Here is a 19,553-nt window from a genome sequence, read left to right on the forward strand (position 1 = left end):
TCAGCGCCGATGGTACTGCAAGGGAGACCTTGTGGGAGAGTAGGACACCGCCGGACCCATCCTCGAAACAGCCCAGCCCACACCGGCTGGGCTGTTCTCGTTAAGCCACCACAAACCCGCCACTAGACTGGCGGACACATATCTACACAGCGCGCACCAAGACGACAGGGAGTGTCATGAGCGATTCGCCAGACAGGGAGAAGCGCCCGGGGCGTCGTGCAGACGGTGCGCGATCAGACGGCCCACGAAGCGGTTCCGACCGGCCGAGGGGCTCCCGTCCGCCGCAGAAGTCGGGGGAGCGCAAGCTCTGGACCAGTGACGGCAAGCCTGCACGAAGTGCCGCTCCCGGCTCCCGCGACAAGGCCAACCGCGGCGGGTACCGCGACGAGGGTCTGAGCCCCGAAGAGCTGCGGCAGCGTGAGCTGCGCGCCGTTCGGGCGCACCACGACGACCCGGAGGTACCCGAAGACGTTTCGGTCAAGGAGCTCGATCGCGTCGCGTTCAACGAACTCAAGACGCTGTCGAAGGAGAACGCCGATGGCGTGGCCAAGCACCTCGTCATGGTGGCGCGACTGATCGAGAGTGACCCGGAGCTCGCCCACAAGCACGCCACCTCGGCCTCTCGACGGGCGGGTCGTATTGCGATGGTGCGCGAGACCCTGGCGATCACGGCCTACGCGACGGGTGACTACGGGCTGGCCATCCGCGAGCTGCGCACATACCGGCGTATCTCCGGTTCGAACGAGCAATTGGCGCTGATGGTCGACAGTGAGCGCGGGCTCGGCCGGCCCGACCGAGCGCTCGAGCTCGGTCGTTCGGTTCCACGGGAGTCGCTGACGCCGGCCACACAGGTCGCCGTTGCAATCGCGATGTCGGGTGCACGGCTCGACCTCGACCAGCCTGAAGCTGCCCTGGCCGAGCTGAGCATCCCGAAGCTCGATGCGTCGCGCGCGTACAGCTACAGCCCCGAGCTGTTCTGGGCCTACGCCGAGGTGCTCGATGATCTCGGGCGCGCGGCCGAGGCCGCCGAGTGGCGCGAGCGGGCCGACCGGGCTGAGGCGGCGCTCTACGCGGCCTCAGCGGAAGAAGACGACGACCTGGTGGAGGTCTTCGAAGAAGAAGGCGAAGACGGGGCTGACAGTGAACCTCTTCACGACGAGAAGGAGTAGAGACGTGGCATCCGAAACCCCCCTCAACGGAGTAGACGTGGTGCTGGCCGACCTCGACGGCGTCGTCTACACGGGAAAGAACGCGATCGAGTTCGCCGTGGATGCTCTCGGCCGCGCCGTCTCCGAAGGCACACGGGTCGGTTACATCACCAACAACGCCTCGCGCACCGACGAGCAGGTGGCCGAACACCTCTCGAGCTTCGGCCTGAGGGTCGCTCCCCACGACGTGGTGACGAGCCCGCAGGCCGCGGTGCTGCTGCTGGTCGACCTGGTCGAGCCGGCATCGACGATCCTCGTGGTCGGGGGAGTCGGGCTGACCTCGGAGGTCGAGAAGGCCGGCTTCACCGTCACGCGACGGGCGGCTGACCAGCCGGCGGCGGTCATCCAGGGCTTTGCTCCGGATGTCGCGTGGACCGATCTGGCCCAGGCGAGCTTTGCGCTGCACACCGGTATCCCCTGGGTCGCGACGAACACCGACTGGACGATCCCTGTCGAGGGCGGTATCGCACCCGGCAACGGCACTCTCGTGTCGGCCGTGCACACCGCCGTCGGTATTCTGCCGGTGGTAGGCGGTAAGCCGGAGAAGGCGATCTTCGAGGCGGCGGTGAAGCGTTTTGCCGCTGAGACCCCGCTCTTCATCGGCGACCGGCTCGACACCGACATTGTGGGTGCCAACCGCGCCGGAATGCGTTCGGTGCATGTTCTGACCGGTATCGACGGAGCCAAACAGCTCATCGCCGCCGACAAGGACTCCCGGCCGACGTACATTCTCGATGACCTGCGCGGGCTCTTCGAGCCCTATCCCGAGACGGTGTTCTCGAAGGACGGGCTGAGCGCGACCGTGGGTTCCGCTACCGTGCGACTGAAGGGCAACGAGGTCGAGGTGGCGAAGGCGGGCGACTCCGCGGTGAACCGGCTGCGGGCTGCGTGTGCGCTCATCTGGGAATCCGGGCGCCCCATCTACGGTCTGAAGGTCGCCCCGGAGCTCTACAGCTGAGGCGTCGGGTAGCCTTGCAGCGTGACAGACGATGAGGCGCCGAGCGGAGGCGCGGAGCTGAGGGGCGAGCTGCTGTCGCGGCTGCGGGTCATCGAGGACCAGCCGCTCGAGGCGCGCTCGGGCGCGTACAGCCAGCTGCACGACGAGCTGCGAACCCGCCTCGAAGGCGGAGACGTGTCGACCCCGCGTGCCTGATCCTGCCGAGCAGGGCGTGGCCGACGACGATCGCGCGGTGGGGTACGCGGAGGGCAGCCGCCTCGATTCCGCGTTGGCCTCGAGCGGCTTGGCGCGCTCGCGCAACCACGCTGCGCAACTGATCGCCGACGGGTTCGTGAGCGTGGACGGCGTGGTCGTGGTCAAGCCCTCGGCGAAGGTGTTCGGGGGCCAGGCGCTGCGGGTCGAAGGCAGCGACCACTACGTCAGCCGCGGTGCCGGCAAACTGCTGGCCGCGCTCGATGCGTTCGACGGGGTCGTGGTGGCGGGCCGCGTTGCGCTCGACGCCGGGGCGTCGACCGGTGGCTTCACGCAGGTGCTGCTCGAGCGCGGTGCCCGGCTGGTGCTGGCAGTCGACGTGGGCCACGACCAGCTCTCGCCTGTCGTGTCGACGGATGCCCGGGTGCGCGTCATCGAGGGGTACAACGTCAGGCATGCCACCCCGGAGTCGCTCGCTGGGGTCTCCGGAGTCTCGGAGTCGCCCGCGCTGGTCGTGGCCGACCTCTCGTTCATCTCGCTGACCACGGTGCTGCCGGCCCTGGTGGCCGTCGCGGCGCCAGGCGCAGACTTCGTGCTGCTGATCAAGCCGCAGTTCGAGGTGGGACGGACGGGCATCCGTGAGGGAGTCGTGAGAAATGCCGGGCTGCGCGCCGACGCGATCACCACCGTGCTCTGGGCGGCGTTCGACCTCGGGTTGGGCACGGCGGGGCTCCTCTCCTCCCCAGTCATCGGAACTGCCGGGAATCATGAGTATCTGGTCTGGCTGAGCAGTTCGGCTGGAACCAATCCGACAGAATGGTTGGACCGCGCACTTTCACTGTCAGGAGCTCAGACGTCGTGACGACACCCCGCTATTTTCTCGTCGTGCTGCACACCGGGCGCCGGGATTCCGTCGACGCGGCGATGCAGGTCTGCGACCAGCTGGCGGCATCGGGCGTCACGGCGGTGCTGTCGCCGAGCGACCTGGCCGACATCTCCGACCGGCTGACCGACCCGGCGCTCGTGGGTGTTCTCGGCGAAGGCGTGCAGATCAGCGAGCTCGAGCTCGTGATCGTGCTGGGCGGCGACGGCACCATCCTGCGCGCCGCGGAGATCGTGCGCGGCTGCAAGGTGCCGCTGCTCGGCGTCAACCTCGGCCACGTCGGTTTTCTGGCCGAGAGCGAGCGCGAAGACCTGAAGGCATCGGTTTCGAGGGTTCTCGACGGTGACTACATCGTCGAGGAACGCATGACGCTCGACGTGGTCGTGACGCATGCCTCCGAGGTGGTCTACTCCGGCTGGGCCCTGAACGAGGCGACCGTCGAGAAGGCCAGCCGGGAGCGGATGATCGAGGTCGTGATCGAGGTCGACGGCCGGCCGCTCTCGACCTTCGGCTGCGACGGTGTCGTGATGGCGACGCCCACGGGCTCCACGGCGTACGCATTCTCGGCCGGCGGCCCCATCGTGTGGCCGAGTCTCGACGCGCTGCTCTTCGTGCCCCTGAGCCCGCATGCGCTGTTCTCCCGCGCGCTGGTCATCGGCCCCGACTCGGTGCTGGCGGTCGAGATGCTCGAGCGCACGCCGGGTGCGGGGGTGCTCTGGTGCGACGGGCGACGCGGGTTCGACCTGCCGAACGGGTCGCGGGTGGAGTCACGGCGCTCCGAGGTGCCGGTGCGGCTCGCCCGGTTGACGCACGGGCCGTTCTCCGACCGGTTGGTTCGCAAGTTCGCGCTGCCGGTCGACGGCTGGCGGGGGCCGGTGATCCGGTGAGCGGCCCCCGTTCCGGAGTGATCGACGAGATCACGATCCGCGACCTCGGGGTGATCGCCGAAGCGGTGCTGCCCCTCGGGCCGGGTTTCACAGCAGTGACCGGCGAGACCGGTGCCGGCAAGACGATGGTCGTGCAGGCGCTCGGGCTGCTGATGGGCCAGCGCGCCGTCGCGGGCCAGGTTCGGCTCGGCAGTGCCCAGAGTTGGGTGGAGGGTCGCTGGAGCGTTCGCGTCGACGGCGTCGTCGCCCAGCGGGTGCGTGACGCCGGCGGCGAGGTCGAGGAGTTCGAGCCCCGGGCCGCGCTCGGCGAGCTGATCCTTTCGCGCTCGGTCTCGGGCGAGGGCCGCAGCCGCGCCATTGTCGGTGGCCGCAGCGCCCCGGTCGGGGTGCTCGGCGAGCTCGGCGAGAGTCTTGTGGTGGTGCACGGGCAGTCAGACCAATTGCGCCTGAAGTCGTCGACCGAGCAGCGGCTCGCACTCGACCGGTTCGCCGGGCGGGCGTTCCGCGACCTGCTCGACTCCTACGAGAGTGCGTTCCACGCCTGGCAGGGCCTTCGTTCTGAGCTCGAGACGCTCGTCTCCCAGCGTGAGGCGCGCATCCGCGAGGCCGACGCCCTGCGCATCGCGGTGGCCGAGATCGACGCACTCGCGCCGATCGCCGGCGAGGAGGAGGCGCTGGCGGAACGGGCGAGCAGGCTCACCAACCTCGAAGACCTGCGGCTCGCGGCGGCGTCGGCCCGGGAGTCGGTCTCCTCCGATGAACTCGATGGGCGCGCCGACACGGTCGGTCTGCTCGACTCCGCCCTGCGGCAGCTCGAACGGGTTCAGGCGCACGACCCCGCCCTCGAGCCCATCGTCGAGTCGCTGACCAGCGCCTCGTTCCTCGTCGCCGAGATCTCCACCCAGCTCTCGAGCTACCTCGCCGAGCTCGACACCGACGGCGGCTCCGAACTCGACGAGGTGCAGGATCGACGCGCGGCGCTGTCGGTGCTTGCCCGCAAATACGGGCCGACCCTCGACGAAGTCATCGACTACTTCGGGGCGGCCGGGCCGCGGCTGATCGAACTCGAGAACGATTCCGATCGCATCGACGAATTGACGGATGCAACGGCCGACGCCCTCGCTCTGGCCGAGACCCTCGCCGCCAACGTGAGCGTGGCGCGGTCGGAGGCCGCGGGGCGACTGAGCGGATCGGTCTCCGACGAACTGGCGGCCCTGGCGATGGGCGGCTCCTCCCTCGTGGTGGAGGTCGTTTCGGGCATCGAGCTGACGACCTCGGGGCGGGACGCTGTGCACTTCCTGCTGGCCTCGCACGCCGGCGCCGAGCCGCGGCCGCTCGGGCGGGGAGCCTCGGGCGGCGAACTTTCGCGCATCATGCTCGCCATCGAGGTGGTGCTGGCCGCGACCGATCCGGTGCCGACCTTCGTGTTCGACGAGGTCGATGCGGGGGTGGGCGGGGCATCCGCCATCGAGATCGGGCGGCGACTCGCCCGGCTGGCCGAACAATCCCAGGTCATCGTGGTGACCCATCTGGCGCAGGTGGCGGCGTTCGCCACGAACCATCTCTCGGTGGTGAAGGACTCCGAGGGGGCCGTCACCGAATCGAGCGTGCAGCAGCTCACCGGCGAGGCCCGGGTGGCCGAGATGGCCCGGCTGCTGTCGGGTCTTCCCGACAGCGAGAGCGGGCTCGCTCACGCGCGCGAACTGATCGAACTGGCGAGCGAGTCGGGGGCGTGACCGCTCGGCGAACGGCGGGGACGGGCATCCGTACTGTTAGAGTGGAACTCCGTGGATGATGATCAAAACGGCCCCCTGTTGAACGCCCGTGCCAGCGCCGAAGAGGCGCTCAGCCCCGCGAAGCTGACGAAGCACATTTTCGTGACGGGTGGTGTTGTCTCCAGCCTGGGTAAGGGTCTCACCGCCGCCAGCCTCGGGAATCTTCTCACCGCTCGTGGCCTGCATGTCGTGATGCAGAAGCTCGACCCGTATCTTAACGTCGACCCGGGAACGATGAACCCGTTCCAGCACGGCGAGGTCTTCGTGACCGACGACGGTGCCGAGACCGACCTCGACATCGGGCACTACGAGCGGTTTCTCGACATCAACCTGAACCAGGCCGCGAACGTGACGACCGGACAGATCTACTCCACCGTCATCGCCAAGGAGCGGCGCGGGGAGTACCTCGGCGACACGGTGCAGGTCATTCCGCACATCACCGACGAGATCAAGCGCCGCATGCGGCTGCAGGCGCAGGGCGAGAACGCTCCCGACGTGATCATCACCGAGATCGGCGGAACGGTCGGCGACATCGAGTCCCAGCCCTTCCTCGAGTCCGCCCGCCAGGTGCGGCACGAACTCGGTCGTCGCAACGTGTTCTTCGTGCACGTGTCGCTGGTGCCGTTCATGAACGCCTCGGGTGAGCAGAAGACGAAGCCCACGCAGCACTCCGTGGCGGCGCTGCGGTCGATCGGCATCCAGCCCGATGCCCTCGTGCTGCGGAGCGACCGACCCGTCTCCGACTCGAACAAGCGCAAGATCGCCCTGATGTGCGACGTCGACGAAGACGCCGTGGTGAACGCGATCGATGTGCCTTCGATCTACGACATCCCCACGATGCTGCACGACCAGATGCTCGACGCCTACATCATCGACCACTTCGGCCTCACCACGAACGAGGTGGACTGGTCGGGATGGTCGGCGCTGCTCGAGGCGGTGCACGAACCGCGGCACGAGGTGACCATCGGCCTCGTGGGCAAGTACATCGACCTGCCCGACGCCTACCTCTCGGTCACCGAGGCGCTGCGGGCCGGCGGGTTCGCGCACAAGACCAAGGTGCACCTCAGGTGGATCGCCTCCGACGACTGCGAGACGCCCGAGAAGGCCTCGAAGGAGCTCAGCGACCTCGACGGTATCTGCGTTCCCGGGGGGTTCGGCGTGCGCGGTATCGAGGGCAAGCTCGGAGCCCTGCGATTCGCGCGGGAGAACGGTATCCCGACGCTCGGGCTGTGCCTCGGCCTGCAGTGCATGGTCATCGAGTACGCCCGCACGGTGGTGGGTCTCGACGAGGCGTCGTCGAGCGAGTTCAACCCCGACACCCCGTTCCCGGTCATCGCGACGATGGCCGAGCAGGTGGACATCATCGCGGGCGGTGACCTCGGCGGCACCATGCGCCTGGGGCTGTACGAGGCGAAGCTCGCGGGCGGGTCGCTCGTCGAGTCGCTGTACGGGGCTCCCACCATCGAGGAGCGGCACCGTCACCGCTACGAGGTCAACAACCACTACCGCAGCCAGATCGCCGATGCGGGGCTGTGGTTCTCGGGCACCTCGCCCGACGACCAGCTCGTCGAGTTCGTCGAGCTGCCGCGCGACGTGCACCCCTACTACGTCGGTACGCAGGCGCACCCGGAGCTGCGCTCGCGGCCCAACCGAGCGCATCCGCTCTTCGACGGGCTGATCTCGGCAGCGCTCGCCCGCCAGGAATCCACCCGGCTCTTCCCGACCGACGCGTAGGGGCTTCCCGTGACCGACTCCACACCCTCACCGCTCTCCGACGAGACAGCCACCCCCGAGATCACCGGCAGCGAGGTCGTCTTCGACGGCAAAATCTGGGATGTCCGCCGTGAGACGTTCGTGTACAACGGCGCCGATGTGGTGCGCGAGTTCGTCGACCACACCGGGGCCGTTGCGATCGTCGCGCTCGACGAGAACGACCGGATGCTGCTGATCAAGCAGTACCGCCACCCCATCCGCACGCGGGAGTGGGAGATCCCGGCCGGGCTGCTCGACGTCTCGGGTGAAGACTGGCTCGTCGGCGCGAAGCGCGAACTGGCAGAGGAGGCCGATCTCGAGGCCGACACCTGGAACGTGCTGACCGACTACGCCACGACGCCGGGTGGCAACAACGAACTGATCCGCATCTATCTGGCCCGCGACGTGCGCTCGACGGCCACGCCGTTCGAGCGCGAAGACGAAGAAGCCGACATCGAGTTGCGGTGGGTCGACCTCGACGAGGTGGTGGATGCGGTACTGCGGCGTGAGCTGCAGAATCCGAACCTCGTGATCGCATCCCTGGCGCTGGCGGCGAGCCGGTCGCGCGGGTGGGGCTCTCTCGGAGCGCCCGACGCACCGTGGCCGGAGTACACCCGGCTGCACCCCGCGGCCTCCTGAGGCCCGATCTTTACCGGCGGCGCGTGATGGACGAGCTCATCGACGGGTACCTGCGGCACCTCACGATCGAACGCGGACTCTCGGCCAACACGCTGGCCGCCTACCGCCGTGACCTCGAACGGTATGCGGCGTGGCTGGCGTCGGCGGGCATCCGGGGCCCGGGGGAGATCGGTGAGACCGCGATCGGGGAGTTCACGCGGCAGTTGCAGACACTCGCCGAACCCGGTGTCGAGGCTTCGCCGCTGGCCGCGACATCCGTCGCCCGTATCGTGTCATCGGTGCGGGGGCTGCACCGGTTTCTCGCCGAAGAGGGCGCGACCGACGCGAACCCGGCGCGGGAGGTGAAGCCGCCGAAGCTCGCGATGCGACTGCCGAAGGCGATCTCGATCGGGCAGATGACGACGCTGTTGGAGGCGACCGGAGGAGATGATCCGCAGTCGCTTCGCGACCGGGCGCTGCTCGAGCTGCTCTACGCGACGGGCGCGCGGGTGTCGGAGGTGGTGGCGCTGAACGTCGACGACGTGGGCGCCGACGACGACTTCGTGCGGGTCGTGGGCAAGGGGAGCAAACAGCGCATCGTTCCGGTGGGGAGTTTCGCGCGGGCAGCGCTCGACGCGTACCTCGTGCGGGTGCGGCCGCTCTACTCGGTACGGGGGAGGTCGACGCCGGCACTCTTCCTCGGGCTGCGCGGCGACCGGTTGAGCCGGCAGGGGGCGTGGCTCGTCATCCAGGCGGCGGCGAGACGGGCAGGGTTCGAGACGCACATCTCCCCGCACACCTTCCGGCACTCCTTCGCGACCCACCTGATCACCGGTGGCGCTGATGTGCGCGTGGTGCAGGACCTCCTGGGCCACTCCTCGGTCACCACGACGCAGATCTACACCCAGGTCACCGCCGACACCCTCCGCGACATGTACCAGACGGCGCACCCCCGCGCCCGCTGACGCACCCCGCGCCCGCCGACGCACCGCGCGCCGCTGCATCTTCAGTGAGACACTTTCGGACAGGTGAGAGCCGCGTGCGCGTCTCACGTGTCCGGAGGTGTCTCACCGACGGGCGCGCGGGCGCGGCTCCCCGAGGGCAACGCGCCGTCGCACTAGAATTGGGTCACCCGCCCTGGGAGAGGTCGGGGTGAGTGAGGAGCAGCGCCTGTGACGGCAAAGAAGAACGACCTTGCTTCTGAACTTCCGGGTCTCGAGGCTCCTGATCTGGGGCCCACCGGCCGGCCGCGCCGTATCTTTCCGCAGCCCGCTCCGCTGAAGAGCCACGGCCCCGCGCGCATCATCTCGCTCTGCAACCAGAAGGGTGGCGTGGGCAAGACCACGACAACCGTCAACCTGGGCGCAACTCTCGCCGACGATGGCCGGCGTGTGCTGGCGGTCGACTTCGACCCGCAGGGCGCGCTGTCGGCCGGGCTCGGCGTCGACACTCACGACAGCCTGACGATCTACGACCTGCTGCTGGGTACCGAGAAAGACCCCCACAACGTGATTCGGCAGACCAGTGTGCCGAACTTCGACATCATCCCCGCCAACATCGACCTCTCGGCCGCCGAGGTGCACCTCATCAGCGAGGTCGCCCGCGAGACCATTTTGGCGCGGGTGCTGCGCCGCGTGAGCGACGAGTACGACGTCATTCTGATCGACTGCCAGCCGTCGCTCGGCCTGCTGACCGTGAACGCGCTGACCGCCAGCCACGGGGTGCTGATTCCGCTCGAATGCGAGTTCTTCGCGCTGCGCGGTGTGGCGCTGCTGGTCGAGACGATCGAGAAGGTCAAAGACCGGCTGAACCCGGCGATCAAGCTCGACGGCATCCTCGCGACCATGTACGACTCGCGCACCCTGCACTCGCGTGAGGTCATGCAGCGCGTGGTCGACGCGTTCGGCACGGATGTGCTCGAGACGGTCATCGGGCGCACGATCAAGTTTCCCGACGCGAGCGTGTCGGGTACGCCGATCACGCAGTTCGCTCCCGATCACCCGGCCGCGAACGCGTACCGGCAGCTCGCGCGAGAACTGGTCTTCCGTGGCGCGGTCGCCTAGGGCGGTTCTGGATGCCCGCGGTGGCGGTGCCTCCCGCGGTGGCGGTGAACCCCTCGCGGAACAGCTGCCTGCCACACCCGGCTTCTCGCTCAGCCTCAGCAACTTCGAAGGTCCCTTCGACCTGCTTCTCTCGCTGATCTCGAAGCACGAGGTCGACATCACCGACATCGCCCTCAGCGCTGTCACCGACGAGTTTCTGAGCTACCTGAAGAACCTCGACTCCGAGGAGGAGTTGGAACGGGCATCCGAGTTTTTGGTGGTGGCAGCAACCCTGCTCGACCTGAAGATCGTCGGGCTGCTGCCGCAGGGTGAGCTCGTCGATGCCGAAGATGTGGCATTGCTCGAGGCGCGCGACCTGCTGTTCGCCCGGCTTCTGCAGTACCGGGCGTTCAAACAGGTGTCGCTGTGGTTCGCGTCGCACTTCGACGACGAGGGGCACCGGCACGCGCGCGCTGTGCGGCTGGAGGAGAAGTTTCGGCAGCAGACACCCGAACTGGTGTGGACGCTTAGCCCCGACGACTTCGCCGCGCTCGCGGTGCTGGCGCTGACGCCACGCGAGGTGCCCGTGCTCGGGCTGGAGCATCTGCACGCACCGCTGGTGAGCATCCGGGAGCAGGCCGCGCACGTCGTGTCGGCGCTGCGGTCGGGTGAGCCGGTGTCGTTCCGGCGGCTGATCGACGGCATCCTCGAGAAGGGGATCGTGGTGGCCCGGTTCATCGCCGTGCTCGAGCTTTACCGGCACGCGGCACTCGCGTTCGAGCAGCTCGAGCCGCTCGGTGAACTGACCCTGCGCTGGACGGCCGAGAACTGGTCGGAAGAGAGCCTCTCGAGCCTGGGGGCCGACTATGACAGCTGAGATCCTGGGGCAGGTGGGGCAGGTGGGGCAGGGCATGGCCGGCGCGCCGGTTCAGGATGATCGTCCGCTCGATCTCGAACGCTCCCTCGAAGCGATCTTCACGGTGGCCGACGCACCGCAGAGCCTGATGGCCCTGGCGACGACCCTCGGGCGACCCGTCGCGGCCGTGCGTCAGAGCATCGAGCGGCTCGTGGCCGACTTCGACGGTGCAGACGGCGGCGTTCAGCGCGGATTCGAGCTGCGGGAGGTCGCCGGAGGCTGGCGACTGTATGTTCGATCGACCTATGACGCCGTCGTTCGTGACTTCGTCCTGACCGAAAACCCTTCACGGCTCTCGCAGGCGGCGCTCGAGACGCTCTCGGTGATCGCCTACAAGCAGCCGATCACGCGAAGTGCGATCGCGTCGATCCGGGCCGTGAACGTCGATTCGGTGGTGCGCACGCTCCTCGGGCGGGGGCTCATCACCGAGGTCTCGACCGACGGCGAAACCGGCGCCATCTACTATGGAACGACGGATCTGCTGCTGTCACAGCTCGGCATCAACACGCTTGACGAGCTTCCGAGAATTTCACCACTCCTGGCCGATGGTGCGGAGGGTTTCGATGACCGGTTCCACTGAGTTTCCTGAAGAGCGGCGCGGTGGCGACGCCCGCGCCGGCGACGCTCCACTGCCCGAGGGTGTGCGCCTGCAGAAGGTGCTCGCCTCCGCGGGGGTCGCCTCACGGCGCGTGTCGGAAGACCTCATCACCGCGGGCCGGGTGCGCGTCAACGGCGAGGTCGTGCGGGAGCTCGGCCGGCGCATCGACCCGACGACCGACAGAGTCGCGGTCGACAACACGGCCGTGCAGCTCGACACGACGAAGCGCTACGTTCTGCTGAACAAGCCCGTGGGCATCGTGTCGTCGCTCGCCGACCAGCACGGCCGGCCCGACCTCTCGCGCTACACCTCGCAGTACGAGGAGCGCCTGTTCAACGTGGGCCGGCTCGACGCCGAGACCTCGGGCCTGCTCATCCTCACCAACGACGGCGAATTGGCGCACGTGCTGGCGCATCCGTCGTTCGGCGTGCTGAAGACGTACATCGCGCAGGTCGAGGGGCGCGTCACGCCGCAGACCATCTCGAAGCTGACCGCCGGGGTCGAGCTCGACGACGGCCCGATCGTGGCCGACAGGGTGCGCCTCATCGACAGTTCGAACGGCTCGAGCCTCGTCGAGGTGACCCTGCACTCCGGGCGCAACCGCATTGTTCGGCGGATGCTCGAGGAGGTCGGCCACCCCGTCATCGAGCTCGTGCGCCGCCAGTTCGGCCCGCTGCACCTCGGCACGCTTGCGGCAGGCGAGCTGCGCGACCTCAGCCGCGACGAGCTCGGCGCGCTGCTGACCCTGTCGCGACAGGCGAAGGCCCCGGGCGCGCAGGGCGCATCCAATGCGCCTGGCGCGTCCGCAGCACCCGTCACCGGGGCCCCCGACCGTGGTTGAGAGCCGCCTCACTGGTTCGGTGCGGGTGGTCGGTGCCGGGCTGCTCGGCACGAGCATCGGGTTGGGCCTCGTCGCGCGCGGTGTCGACGTGATCGTCGCCGACGCCTCACCGACGCATGTCAGCATTGCGGTCGACTACGGTGCGGGCCGGCAGGCGGCACCGGATGATCGGCCCTCCCTCATCGTCGTGTGTGTTCCGCCCGACGTCACCGCGCAGGTGGTCGCCGCCGAGCTCGAGGCCTTTCCGCACGCGGTGGTGGCGGATGTGGCGAGCGTGAAGCTCAGCGTTCTGCACGAACTCCGGGCATCCGGTGCCGACGTCTCGCGCTATATCGGCACCCACCCGATGGCCGGTCGCGAGCGGGGCGGGCCGCTGCAGGGCAGGGCCGACCTCTTTCTCGGACGGCCCTGGGTCGTGGCGGCGCACGACGGCGTCTCGTACCAGCGGGGGAGCGTCATCGACGACCTCATCCTCGACCTCGGCGCGACCCTCGTGGAGATGACGCCCGAGGCGCACGACAGCAGCGTGGCGCTGGTCTCGCACGTTCCGCAGGTGGTGTCGACACTGATGGCGAAGCGGCTGACCGACGCTCCGGGCGCCGCGGTGAACCTCGCGGGGCAGGGCCTCCGCGACGTGACCCGGGTCGCCGCGAGCGACCCGGGGCTCTGGGTGCAGATACTCGGGGCGAACGCAGCACCTGTGGCGGGCATCCTGAAGGCCTTTCGTGCCGATCTCGACCGCGTGATAGAGACCCTCGACGCGCCCGAGGCCGTCGGCAACCGGCGGCGGCTGGCCGAGGAACTGCTGGGCGGCAACGTCGGAGTGGCGCGCATTCCGGGCAAGCACGGGCAGGACCGGCGCTTCGCGCAGCTGGTTGTGATGGTCGACGACAGGCCCGGCGAACTGGCGCGGCTGATGAGCGAGATCGGCGAGGCCGGCGTGAACCTCGAAGACCTGCGACTGGAACACTCCCCGGGTGCGCAGATCGGGCTCGCCGAGATCGCGGTCGTGCCCGAGGCGGTCCCGGGGCTGACAGAGTGGCTGGGCGAACGCGGATGGCGGATCGCCGGATGAGTGGAGATGCAGTGAGTGACGAAGTGGCGGTGGCCGGTCGGGCAGCGGTGGCCGGGCATCCTGAGCCGGTCGTGGTCGTGGTCGCGTTCGACGGGCCGGTCGTGGTGGCCATCGACGGACCGGCCGGCAGCGGCAAGTCGAGTGTGAGCAAGGGGGCAGCGCGTGAGCTCGGCTTCGCGTACCTCGACACCGGGGCCGCATACCGCGCACTGGCGTGGATGCTGCTCGACCGCGGGCTCGACGCCGAGAACCCCGACGTCGTGGTGGCGTCGCTGCCCGAGTTCGACCTGTCGATCGGAACCGACCCCGACGGGTACTTCGTGAAGGTCGGTCCCGACGATGTGACCGACGCTATCCGCGAGCCGTGGGTGACGAGCGAAGTGCGGCTCGTCGCGCGGTTGCCCGAGGTGCGAACGTTTCTGACGAACCTGTTCCGTGACACCATCCTGTCGACGGATCGAGCGGGCATCGTGGTCGAGGGCCGCGACATCACGACGGTGGTCGCGCCCGATGCGACCAGCAGAATCCTGCTGACGGCCTCAGAAGAGGCTAGAATGAACCGGCGTTCAGCAGAAATCGTCGGATCGACGGCCGCCGTGGTTGGCGAACAGCTGAGATCTCGCGATCGGGCAGACTCCCGGGTCGTCGACTTCATGAATGCCGCAGACGGGGTCACCACCGTCGACTCCACCGAACTCGACTTCGGCCAGACCGTGAAAGCGGTGGTCGACGTTGTCACACTTGCACGAACGAAGGCTTCAGATGGTCAATATACACAGCGCTGACAAAGACACCGACGGCGAGTACGACGAGTACCCCGAGGTCTCGAGCGCGGTCGTCGAACGCCTGAGCGACCTCGACGAAGACCTCGTCACCCGGCGGGCGGATGCTCTGCGGAGCGGCCTCGCCGACTACGACCTCGGCGACGAGGACCTCGCCATCCTCCAGGCTGCGACAGACGACCCCGATGCGATCACCTACCTGCCGGCCCTGCCGGTGCTGGCGATCGTCGGTCGGCCGAACGTCGGCAAGTCGGCCCTCGTCAACCGCATCATCGGCCGCCGCGAGGCCGTCGTCGAAGACACCCCCGGCGTGACCCGCGACCGCGTCAACTACAAGGCCGAGTGGGCCGGGCGCCACTTCACCATCGTCGACACCGGCGGCTGGGAGCCGGATGCCCGGGGTATCGACGCCTCGGTCGCCGCGCAGGCGGAGATCGCCATCGACCTCGCCGACGCCGTGCTGTTCGTGGTCGACGCCAACGTCGGCCCGACCGCGACCGACGAGCACGTGGTGCGCATGCTGCGAAAGACCAAGCGGCCCGTGTTCGTCGCGGCGAACAAGATCGACGACGTGCGCCAGGAGCCGAACGCGGCCTCCCTCTGGTCGCTCGGCCTCGGCAACCCCTACCCCGTGTCTGCGCTGCACGGCCGGGGTGTCGCCGACCTCCTCGACCAGATCATGAAGGTGCTGCCGGAGGTCTCGGCCGTCGCCAAGCAGGAGGTCGGCGGGCCCCGCCGTGTCGCCATCCTCGGCCGGCCGAACGTCGGCAAGTCGTCGCTGCTGAACCGCGCTGCGGGCGAGGAGCGTGTCGTCGTGAACGAGCTCGCGGGCACCACCCGCGACCCCGTCGACGAGCAGGTCGAGATCGCCGGCAAGATCTGGCGCTTCGTCGACACTGCCGGCATCCGTCGCCGGGTGCACCTGCAGCAGGGCGCCGACTTCTACGCGTCGCTGCGCACGTCGGCCGCGCTGGAGAAGGCCGAGGTCGCGGTCGTCATGATCGATGTGTCACAGCCGGTGAGCGAGCAGGATGTGCGCATCATCGACCTCGTGCTCGAGTCCGGTCGCGCGCTGGTGCTCGCCTTCAACAAGTGGGACCTGCTCGACGACGAACGGCGCCGCTACCTCGAGCGGGAGATCGAGCAGGATCTGGCGCACGTGTCGTGGGCGCCGCGCGTCAACATCTCGGCCAAGACCGGGCGTCACATGGAGAAGCTGGTTCCGGCCCTGGAGCTGGCACTCGAGTCGTGGGACACGCGTATTCCGACCGGAAAGTTCAACGCCTTCCTCGCCGAACTCACGGCCGAGCATCCTCACCCCGTTCGTGGTGGCAAGCAGCCGCGCATCCTGTTCGGCACCCAGGCGTCGAGCCGCCCGCCGACCTTCGTGCTGTTCACGACCGGGTTCCTCGACCCCGGCTACCGCCGCTACATCACCCGTCGCCTCCGCGAGATCTGGGGCTTCGAGGGCAGCCCCGTCAACGTGAACATGCGGGTGCGCGAGAAGCGCAAGCGCTAGAACCCGGGCGCTCCGGGCGCTGAGGTTCCCGGCGCACTGGGAGGTGGCTGGGAGGCTACCCACGGGAATGTCAGGGGGGCTCGACTATCGTGGAGGCTTGGTCGGCGCCGCTGTGGTGCCGGCACGGGCCCCTCGCGCAGTCGGGTTGCCCGGTCGCGCGTGGCTGTGGCCTCGCCGGGTGAGCTGAGACAGGGGTGAGCCGAGTGACCACGCCGCCGCCACCCCTGCCGCCCCGGCCGCGACGCGAGGGCGCGCCCGGTGCCGGTGCCGGTACGTCGGGTGCTGGTGCGTGGGGTGCTGGTGCGTCACGCTCCGCGGTGCCCGCGACATCGGGCCGCGGGGGCGGCCCCGGTCTTGCCGCTCGCGCCGGGCGTTCGGGTGACGTCGCGAGCGTGCTTCCGCTGGCCCTCGGCGGCGCGGCGTTCGTGATCAGCCTGGTGTTGGCGTTCGTCGAGGGGGCGGATGCCCGGGCATCCGATCTGGGAATCGCGACGCTTCCCGTGATCGAGCCGCGCCTGTGGTGGGTGGCGCTTCTCGGATACCTGCTGACGCCGATCGTGGTCATCGTCGCCTCGGGGCTGGACAGGCTCTGGCAGCGCGCGGGCCTGCGCGATCGCCGGTTCACACCGAGGCCGCTCTACAGCACGGTGCTCACCTGGCTCGTGCGCGTGGGTTTCGTGCTGGCGCTCTGGCACATCGTCAACCTCGCCGCGGCGATCTCCGACTTCTGGAGCAACCGGTGATGCGCCGGATGCTCGCGCTCGCGGTGAGCGTGGTGCTCGCGGTGGGTGGGGTGGCGACACTCACCGCTGCCGCGTCGCTGCCGAACGAGAGCACGGTCACGGCCACCCTCGCCGCCGCGGGTGACGCCGGCACGCTGGACGCCTCCGGCACGGCGGCCATCGACGACGTGCGCCGCTGCATCGCGTCGAACAAGCAGCTCAACGTCTTCTACCTCATCGATGCCTCGGGCAGCCTCTTCAAAGATGTCGATCCGGTCAACGCGACCGACCCCGACTTCGTGCGCGCCGACATCCTCGGCAACAGCCTGACCCAGCTCGCCGGGCTCGGCAACGGCGTGCAGGTGAACTACAGCGCCGGATTCTTCGGTTCGAGCTACAAGACCGCCACGGGCTGGTCGTCGGTGACGCCGGAGACCGCAGCCGCGGCATCCGAATCGCTGAAACAGACCATCCGCACCCAGCCCTCGCTCGGTTTCACCGACTGGGGTGCGGGCATCGCGGGTGCCCAGGATGCGCTGGCCACCCAGCACGCCGCCAACAACGGCTGCCAGATGATGGTGTGGCTCACGGATGGGGCGCTGAACATCCGCGACGATGCCGCCCAGAATGCGGCCGCGATCAACACCCTCTGCGGCAACGCCATCGACGGGTCGACCCAGCCCGCCGAGGGGCTCGGCACGTTCAACGCGCTTCGCCAGAGCGGGGTCGTCGTCGTGGGCGTGCTGCTCTCGGTGCACCCCGACGGCGGCGAAGCGGTGAACACCCAGTACATGCGGCCGCTCGTAGAGTCGTCGGGCGAGGTCGACGGCACAGCTGTGACGTGCGGCCAGTCGCCGCCACCGAGTTCGTCGGTGAATGGAGCGCTCGTCGAAGCCAACGATCCGAGCCAGCTCGCCTCGGTGTTCGCGCAACTCGGCGTGCTGATCAACGGCGGGTACCCGCATCCGTTCGACGCCGACGGCGGCTTCCAGGTCGACCCGGGGGTCGCGAGCTTCACGATCATCACGTCCGACCCGAGCTGGACGCTCACGCCGCCCCAGGGCTCGGGGTTGGCTGCGGTGTCGGCTGCGAGCGTCGACCCATCGGTGGTCGTGACGTCGACGGGCGGGGCCATCCAGATCGACGTCGACGTGGCGAGTGCGGCCCAGCAGGGGCGATGGATGCTCGCCACACCGGGCGGCGGAGACCGCCAGCTCTTCTACTACAGCGGTCTCACCATCGTGCCCGGCACGGGCAACCAGCTCGTGGCGGGGCTCGCCGGCGCGGTCTCGGGGCAGGTCGCAACCACAACGGGGCGTGCCCTCGTCGCCACCGACTACTCGTCGCTCACGGTGTCGGTGTCGAAACTTCCGGCCGACGGATCGGCGGCGCAGAAGATCGGCGATGCCGTCGTCTCTGCCGACGGCTCGTTCACCCTGCCCTACACCCCGGGCGCCGACGACGGAGGGGCGGTCGATCTGGTCTACTCGATCGATCCGCTGGCGACGGCGCTGAATCAGATCGCGCTCGCGGCAGTGAGTGCCTCGCAGACGGTGATCGTGACCGTTCCCGCGAACTACCCGACCGTCACTCCCTCTGCTCTCGTGCTCGGTGCGCTCGAGGGAGCCAAGGGCTCGGCGACCGGAACCCTGACACTGGCCGCGCCGGCGGACGGGTCGGCCGGCTCGGTGTGCTTCCCGTCGGGCGCGACGCCCACCGTGGTATCCGACCCGGCGAACCGGGTCGACACCTGGCAGTGGAGCAGCTCGGCTGAGCTCACCGGCGGCTGTGTGGCGCTTCTGCCCGGGCAGAGCGTGACGGTCGACCTTGCGGCGTCGAACCCGGTCGCGGCGAACAGCTCGGTGGCAGCCGCGCTGCCGGTCGCGCTGACGAGCGCCGCGGGCGAGAGCCTGCCGCAGACGATCGCGGTGACGTTCGACACGACCCGCCCGGTCAACGCTGCGGCGTTCAACGTGGCTGTGCTGCTGCTCATTCTGCTCGGACTGCTGATCGCCCTCGTCGTGCTGTGGCTGATGAACTTCGTAACGTCCGGCATCGCCCACGGTCGACAGCTCCTGCGGGCGTCGTTCCCCGTGACGGTCGATGCCGAGAACGGTGTCGTCGGTGCTCGGGGGATAGACCTGATGGCGGCCACGCTCGACGACTTTCTCTACCAGCCGCAGCTCGGAACGGTGAAGACACTCACCGACCCGGAGCTCGGAACGCTCCGCACGCACGCCCGGCTGTTCCAGACGCGCTACGAGATCCAGGCACCGGCCGGGATGCGCGTCTTCACGGTCGTCTCAGCGGGTTCGCGCCGGGTGGCCGTCGAGCAGGGCACGATCGCCCCGATGACCGACCAGCTCAACCGGCTGTGGGCGGTCGTCGTGCGCGACAACGATCTCCTGGCGGGGGAGCCGGGCAGCCCGATCGCCGGCCGGCTCGTGGTGTACAAGCGCAACGAGTCGAACCGCGCCGACCAGTTCACTGACCGGATGCTCGACGTGACCCGGGACCGCACGCTCTGGTCGCGCGTGGCGCGGGCGCGGGTGCTGCTGCTCGAAGAGCGCGGCAGAGGGCCGGCCGCGACCGCAGAGCGCGGCGCCGGGCCGGCCGCGACCGCGGAGCGCGGCGCCCCCGCACCCCCACCGGCACCCCGGGCATCCGGAACCGCCGCACCCCCGCCCGTCACACCTCGCCGCGACCCTCGCGACCCGCCGCCGCCCCGCCGCTGACCCGGCGCTCCCCACTTCACCGACATCCCCCTCTCGTCAGGAGACAGACC

18 protein-coding genes are annotated in these 19,553 nt (G+C 69.1%); all 18 read left to right on the forward strand.

Annotated features, from left to right (window positions below):
• The first annotated feature begins 176 nt into the window (after window positions 1–176).
• The gene (locus tag B7R24_RS17995) at window positions 177–1,169 is read left to right on the forward strand and encodes a hypothetical protein (RefSeq protein WP_253259301.1); all 993 of its coding nucleotides are present in this window, start codon (window positions 177–179) and stop codon (window positions 1,167–1,169) included.
• A 4-nt stretch (window positions 1,170–1,173) separates the two neighbouring features.
• The gene (locus tag B7R24_RS06190) at window positions 1,174–2,166 is read left to right on the forward strand and encodes an HAD-IIA family hydrolase (protein ID WP_253259302.1); all 993 of its coding nucleotides are present in this window, start codon (window positions 1,174–1,176) and stop codon (window positions 2,164–2,166) included.
• 21 nt (window positions 2,167–2,187) lie between these two features.
• Complete coding sequence (locus B7R24_RS17550; RefSeq protein WP_172582730.1) at window positions 2,188–2,361, forward strand: hypothetical protein; 174 nt, start codon at window positions 2,188–2,190, stop codon at window positions 2,359–2,361.
• A gap of 37 nt (window positions 2,362–2,398) precedes the next feature.
• Window positions 2,399–3,220 (forward strand): TlyA family RNA methyltransferase, encoded by an 822-nt coding sequence (locus B7R24_RS06195; protein ID WP_116418449.1) that lies wholly within the window; start codon window positions 2,399–2,401, stop codon window positions 3,218–3,220.
• Window positions 3,175–4,128, forward strand: a complete 954-nt coding sequence (locus tag B7R24_RS06200) for an NAD kinase (protein WP_116418114.1) — start codon at window positions 3,175–3,177, stop codon at window positions 4,126–4,128. Before B7R24_RS06195 ends, B7R24_RS06200 begins: the two co-directional genes overlap by 46 nt.
• Window positions 4,129–4,145: 17 nt before the next feature.
• The gene (recN, locus tag B7R24_RS06205; RefSeq protein ID WP_116418115.1) at window positions 4,146–5,864 is read left to right on the forward strand and encodes a DNA repair protein RecN; all 1,719 of its coding nucleotides are present in this window, start codon (window positions 4,146–4,148) and stop codon (window positions 5,862–5,864) included.
• Between the two features lie 123 nt (window positions 5,865–5,987).
• Entirely contained in the window at window positions 5,988–7,637 is a 1,650-nt protein-coding gene (locus B7R24_RS06210) for a CTP synthase (protein ID WP_147303999.1), read from the forward strand.
• A gap of 9 nt (window positions 7,638–7,646) precedes the next feature.
• Window positions 7,647–8,294, forward strand: a complete 648-nt coding sequence (locus B7R24_RS06215) for an NUDIX domain-containing protein (protein WP_116418116.1) — start codon at window positions 7,647–7,649, stop codon at window positions 8,292–8,294.
• A gap of 26 nt (window positions 8,295–8,320) precedes the next feature.
• A complete protein-coding gene (xerD, locus tag B7R24_RS06220; RefSeq protein ID WP_116418117.1) occupies window positions 8,321–9,238 on the forward strand; it encodes a site-specific tyrosine recombinase XerD in 918 nt (305 codons plus the stop codon).
• Between the two features lie 207 nt (window positions 9,239–9,445).
• Window positions 9,446–10,336: a ParA family protein gene (locus B7R24_RS06225; protein ID WP_116418118.1), complete on the forward strand. Its 891-nt coding sequence runs from the start codon at window positions 9,446–9,448 to the stop codon at window positions 10,334–10,336.
• A 7-nt stretch (window positions 10,337–10,343) separates the two neighbouring features.
• Window positions 10,344–11,192 carry a segregation and condensation protein A gene (locus B7R24_RS06230; RefSeq protein ID WP_116418451.1) on the forward strand — a complete coding sequence of 283 codons (849 nt, stop codon included), beginning with the start codon at window positions 10,344–10,346 and terminating at the stop codon, window positions 11,190–11,192.
• A gap of 34 nt (window positions 11,193–11,226) precedes the next feature.
• A complete protein-coding gene (scpB, locus tag B7R24_RS06235; RefSeq protein ID WP_253259333.1) occupies window positions 11,227–11,811 on the forward strand; it encodes an SMC-Scp complex subunit ScpB in 585 nt (194 codons plus the stop codon).
• On the forward strand, window positions 11,795–12,670 hold the full coding sequence (locus B7R24_RS06240; protein WP_116418120.1) for a pseudouridine synthase: 876 nt from the start codon (window positions 11,795–11,797) through the stop codon (window positions 12,668–12,670). The genes scpB and B7R24_RS06240 overlap by 17 nt, the downstream gene beginning before the upstream one ends.
• Window positions 12,618–13,745, forward strand: coding sequence for a prephenate dehydrogenase (locus B7R24_RS06245; protein ID WP_116418121.1), 1,128 nt, complete (start codon window positions 12,618–12,620; stop codon window positions 13,743–13,745). Before B7R24_RS06240 ends, B7R24_RS06245 begins: the two co-directional genes overlap by 53 nt.
• 11 nt (window positions 13,746–13,756) lie before the next feature.
• Window positions 13,757–14,530, forward strand: a complete 774-nt coding sequence (gene cmk, locus B7R24_RS06250) for a (d)CMP kinase (RefSeq protein ID WP_437123511.1) — start codon at window positions 13,757–13,759, stop codon at window positions 14,528–14,530.
• Window positions 14,508–16,046 carry a ribosome biogenesis GTPase Der gene (der, locus tag B7R24_RS06255; RefSeq protein WP_116418123.1) on the forward strand — a complete coding sequence of 513 codons (1,539 nt, stop codon included), beginning with the start codon at window positions 14,508–14,510 and terminating at the stop codon, window positions 16,044–16,046. The genes cmk and der overlap by 23 nt, the downstream gene beginning before the upstream one ends.
• Before the next feature lie 194 nt (window positions 16,047–16,240).
• Window positions 16,241–16,789 (forward strand): hypothetical protein, encoded by a 549-nt coding sequence (locus B7R24_RS06260; RefSeq protein WP_147303979.1) that lies wholly within the window; start codon window positions 16,241–16,243, stop codon window positions 16,787–16,789.
• A complete protein-coding gene (locus B7R24_RS06265) occupies window positions 16,786–19,503 on the forward strand; it encodes a hypothetical protein (RefSeq protein ID WP_216364025.1) in 2,718 nt (905 codons plus the stop codon). Before B7R24_RS06260 ends, B7R24_RS06265 begins: the two co-directional genes overlap by 4 nt.
• The last annotated feature ends 50 nt before the right edge of the window (window positions 19,504–19,553 follow it).

Source organism: Subtercola boreus, assembly GCF_003399645.1.
GTDB classification, from domain to species: domain Bacteria; phylum Actinomycetota; class Actinomycetes; order Actinomycetales; family Microbacteriaceae; genus Subtercola; species Subtercola boreus_A.

Bases quoted from the DNA above. Each gene is read 5' to 3' on its own strand.
- B7R24_RS06200 (WP_116418114.1), top strand. From the start codon at position 3,175: ATGGTTGGACCGCGCACTTTCACTGTCAGGAGCTCAGACGTCGTGACG.
- scpB (WP_253259333.1), top strand. From the start codon at position 11,227: ATGGCCGGCGCGCCGGTTCAGGATGATCGTCCGCTCGATCTCGAACGC.
- der (WP_116418123.1), top strand. From the start codon at position 14,508: ATGGTCAATATACACAGCGCTGACAAAGACACCGACGGCGAGTACGAC.
- B7R24_RS06245 (WP_116418121.1), top strand. From the start codon at position 12,618: ATGCGCCTGGCGCGTCCGCAGCACCCGTCACCGGGGCCCCCGACCGTG.
- B7R24_RS06240 (WP_116418120.1), top strand. From the start codon at position 11,795: ATGACCGGTTCCACTGAGTTTCCTGAAGAGCGGCGCGGTGGCGACGCC.
- B7R24_RS17995 (WP_253259301.1), top strand. From the start codon at position 177: ATGAGCGATTCGCCAGACAGGGAGAAGCGCCCGGGGCGTCGTGCAGAC.
- xerD (WP_116418117.1), top strand. From the start codon at position 8,321: ATGGACGAGCTCATCGACGGGTACCTGCGGCACCTCACGATCGAACGC.